The sequence below is a fragment of the Cognatilysobacter lacus genome (assembly GCF_008274655.1).
In the GTDB taxonomy this organism is placed as follows: Bacteria; Pseudomonadota; Gammaproteobacteria; order Xanthomonadales; family Xanthomonadaceae; genus Cognatilysobacter; species Cognatilysobacter lacus.
Map to the genome: position 1 here is coordinate 1 of NZ_VTRV01000202.1, position 3,610 is coordinate 3,610.

Below are 3,610 nucleotides of genomic sequence, written 5' to 3' on the forward strand. Positions count from 1 at the left end.
CGCACGGCGTCGCGTTCGACGACCACCGGCGTGGCGGGCCCGGTGCGCGTTGGCGCGGGCGCGCAACCGAAAAGGAGGGCCGATGCCAGCAACGCGACGGCGAGGCGGGCGAGTGGACGAAAGGGGAGGCGGAGCGGAGTGGGCGACATGCGCGAGGACGACGGCGGGGACCGGGTTAGGATTCTACCCGCGCCCCGTGTAGGACCACGATGCAGACCCCCGGCACGCTCCACGTTGTGGCCACCCCGATCGGAAACCTCGGCGACCTCGGCGCCCGCGCGCTCGAGACATTGCAGGCGGTCGACGCCATCTGCGCCGAGGACACGCGGCATACGCGCCAGCTGCTGGCGCACTTCGGCGTCGAGAAGACGCTGATCGCGCTGCACCAGCACAACGAGATGGCCCAGGCCTCTCAACTGGTGGCGCGCCTGCTGGGCGGGCAGTCCCTCGCGCTGGTCAGCGACGCAGGCACCCCGCTGGTCAGCGACCCGGGCTTCCGACTGGTGCGCGCAGCCCGCGAGGCGGGCATCCGTGTGTCCCCGGTGCCCGGCGCCTGTGCGGCGATCGCCGCACTGAGCGTGGCGGGCATCGCCTCGGACCGTTTCGCGTTCGAAGGCTTCCTGCCTACCAAGGGCTCGGCACGCCGCGAGCGGCTGACCGCCCTGGTCGCCGAGCCACGCACGCTGATTTTCTACGAGGCCTCGCATCGCATCGAGGAGACGCTGGCCGACCTCGTAACGGTGTTCGGGCCGCGCCACGCCGTGGTCGGACGCGAGCTCACCAAGCTCTTCGAGACGGTACTGGACGGCGACCTGCCGTCGCTGCAGGCGCGGGTGGCGGCCGACCCCAACCAGCGACGGGGGGAATTCGTGGTGATCGTCGAGGGTGCGGGCGAGGACGCGGATGCGTTGCTCGCCGAGGGCCGGCGCGTCTACGCGAAGCTCTGCGAACACATGAAACCCTCCCAGGCCGCCAAAGTGGCTGCCGAGCTGACCGGCGCGCCGCGCAAGGCGCTGTACGGGGCGGAGCCAGGCTGACCGGGCCTGGGGGGAAGGGGCCGCGCCGGTCGCGCGGCGTCGGGCTTCAGGCGGGCGCTGGCGCCGCGAAGCGAAACGCCGTGGTTCGCCTGCCACTCCCGTAGAATCCACCGAGGCGGAGTCGGCCAGACAGTCGCGTCATTCGCAAGAATGCCGAGGAAAGTCCGGGCTCCACAGGGCACGGTGCCAGGTAACGCCTGGGCGGCGCGAGCCGACGGAAAGTGCAACAGAGAGAGACCGCCGATGGCCCGCAAGGGCACAGGCAAGGGTGAAACGGTGCGGTAAGAGCGCACCGCGAGTCCGGCAACGGACCGGCACGGCAAACCCCACCGGGAGCAAGACCAAATAGGGAGGCTATGCCGCGGCCCGCGGTGCCTCCGGGTAGGTTGCTTGAGCGCAGGCGGTGACGCCTCGCCTAGAGGAATGACTGTCCACGACAGAACCCGGCTTACCGGCCGGCTCCGCCGCTTTCCTTGCTGACCGATGAATTCGCCAAGCGGCCCTAGTGGGAGCGCCGACGGGCGGCATGTCCCGTGAAGCCGGCTGTGGCGCCTGTGGACATCCGGTGACGATGCCCGCCCGGATTCCTTCTGTCTCAACTCCTGAGACAAAACAGGGGCTTGTGGATAAAGCTTGAACAAGTATCTCAAGTGTCCCGCAAGTCGTTGACTTCACTTGGGAAAATCATCGCGCCGTATTGTTGACAACGCTTTGGGTGGGGCATAAGGTGGGTTCCTGTGGGAAAGCCCGGTCTTTTGTGGTTTTCCTCACTCCGATCAAGCTCGCGTGAAGACGGGCGACCGAGGGGACCGATCCGTGTTTCAGGGCGAAACCGCAATCACCATCGATGACAAAGGCCGGATGGCGGTTCCAACTGCTTACCGCGACGTCATTGCGCGTGAATGCGAGGGCCGTCTTGTCTTCACCTACAACCCCTTCGAACCCGGTTCGCTGTACCTCTATCCGCAGCCGGTCTGGGAGCGCGTGCGCGACCAGGTCAATGCGCTGCCGAAGACAAAGCGCACCAGCCGCATCTTCCAGCTGAAGCTGGTCGGCGCGGCCACGTTCGTCGAGCCGGACAGCAACGGCCGCATCAGCGTGCCGGCAAGCCACCGCGCCGCGATTGGAATCGAGAAGCGCGCGGTGCTGTTGGGCATGGGCGACAAATTCGAACTGTGGAGCGAGCAAGCCCACCACGCCCAGATCCGCCAGACGATCTCTGACGACGATCTGAGCGACGGCTTGCTGGATCTCCAGCTGTGACGGCCGGTGGCATGGGACGCACGGCGTCCACAGGCCACCTCCCGGTGATGTACGCGCAGGTCCTGGATGGCCTGCGGGTGTCAGGGGATGGAACGTATCTCGACGGCACGTTCGGGCGCGGCGGGCACGCCCGGGGTGTCCTGGAGCGACTGGGGCCCAAGGGGCGTCTGCTGGTGATGGACAAGGATCCCGAGGCGATCAGCGTCGCCGAGCGCGAGTTCGGCGCCGATCCGCGCGTGTCCATCTTCCGCGGCAGCTTCGCGCAACTCGCGCAGTGGGACGCGACCGCAGCGGGCCTCGACGGCGTGCTGTTCGATCTCGGCGTCTCGTCGCCGCAACTCGACGTCGCCGAGCGCGGTTTCTCGTTCGGCAAGGACGGCCCGCTCGACATGCGCATGGACCCCGATTCGGGTGTCAGCGCAGCCGAATGGCTCAACAGTGCCACGGACCGCGAAATCGCCGACGTGCTCTGGACCTTCGGCGAAGAGCGCCAGAGCCGCCGCATCGCCCGCGCGATCGTCGCGCGCCGCGCGGAGGCGCCGATCGAGCGCACTGCGCAGCTTGCCGATCTCATCGCCTCGGTGGTTCCGCGCGGCGACCAGAAGATCCATCCGGCCACGCGCTCGTTCCAGGCGATCCGCATCTTCATCAATCGCGAGCTCGGCGATCTCGAGGATGGCCTCGACGCCGCGTTCGAGCGCCTCAAGCCCGGTGGCCGGCTCGTCGTGATCAGCTTCCATTCGCTGGAAGACCGCATCGTCAAGCAGTTCATCGCGCGCCACGCCAAGGGCCCGGCCGGCAACCGGCGCATGCCCGTGGAAGTCGAGTTCACGCCGACGCTGCGCGATGTGCACGGCGCGCTCAAGGCCGACGACGCCGAGCTCGCGATCAACCCGCGCGCGCGCAGCGCGGTGTTGCGAGTCGCCGAGAAGCTGGCGGTGGCCGCATGATCCTGCGCGCCGTCCTCGCCGCGCTGATCGTCGCCAACGTGGTCACCGCACTCGCGGTGGTCGAGACGCGCCAGCACCATCGGCAGCTGTTCGTGCAGGCCACCAAGCTCGAGAAGGCGCGCGACGACCTGAACATCGAATTCGGCCGCCTGCAGCTCGAGCAGGCGACGTGGGCGGAATCCAACCGCATCGACCAGGTCGCGCGCGACCGGCTCGGCATGAAGTTCCCGGAAGGCAACGACATCGTGGTGATCCGCCCATGAGGACGCAGGGCGACATCCGCCGCGTCCGCAACGAGCGCCGCAAGGGTGGCGATCCGCTGCGTCGCCTGCGCGCGCTGCTCGGCGGCGGCGGCGGTTC

4 protein-coding genes and 1 other RNA gene are annotated in these 3,610 nt (G+C 68.3%); all 5 read left to right on the forward strand.

The window, feature by feature from the left end; translation table 11 throughout:
* Positions 1-209: 209 nt before the first annotated feature.
* Entirely contained in the window at positions 210-1,037 is an 828-nt protein-coding gene (rsmI, locus tag FW784_RS13040) for a 16S rRNA (cytidine(1402)-2'-O)-methyltransferase (protein ID WP_149353762.1), read from the forward strand.
* Positions 1,038-1,154: 117 nt separating this feature from the next.
* Positions 1,155-1,504, forward strand: an RNA gene (gene rnpB / locus FW784_RS13045) — RNase P RNA component class A.
* Between the two features lie 349 nt (positions 1,505-1,853).
* Positions 1,854-2,300 (forward strand): division/cell wall cluster transcriptional repressor MraZ, encoded by a 447-nt coding sequence (mraZ, locus tag FW784_RS13050; RefSeq protein ID WP_149353765.1) that lies wholly within the window; start codon positions 1,854-1,856, stop codon positions 2,298-2,300.
* 11 nt (positions 2,301-2,311) lie between these two features.
* Complete coding sequence (rsmH, locus tag FW784_RS13055; protein WP_149353763.1) at positions 2,312-3,250, forward strand: 16S rRNA (cytosine(1402)-N(4))-methyltransferase RsmH; 939 nt, start codon at positions 2,312-2,314, stop codon at positions 3,248-3,250.
* Positions 3,247-3,513 carry a cell division protein FtsL gene (gene ftsL, locus FW784_RS13060; protein WP_149353764.1) on the forward strand — a complete coding sequence of 89 codons (267 nt, stop codon included), beginning with the start codon at positions 3,247-3,249 and terminating at the stop codon, positions 3,511-3,513. The genes rsmH and ftsL overlap by 4 nt, the downstream gene beginning before the upstream one ends.
* Positions 3,514-3,610 lie beyond the last annotated feature (97 nt).

What these genes read in the sequence shown, in the direction of transcription:
- ftsL (WP_149353764.1), top strand. Translation starts at nt 3,247, where the DNA reads ATGATCCTGCGCGCCGTCCTCGCCGCGCTGATCGTCGCCAACGTGGTC.
- rsmH (WP_149353763.1), top strand. Translation starts at nt 2,312, where the DNA reads ATGGGACGCACGGCGTCCACAGGCCACCTCCCGGTGATGTACGCGCAG.
- rsmI (WP_149353762.1), top strand. Translation starts at nt 210, where the DNA reads ATGCAGACCCCCGGCACGCTCCACGTTGTGGCCACCCCGATCGGAAAC.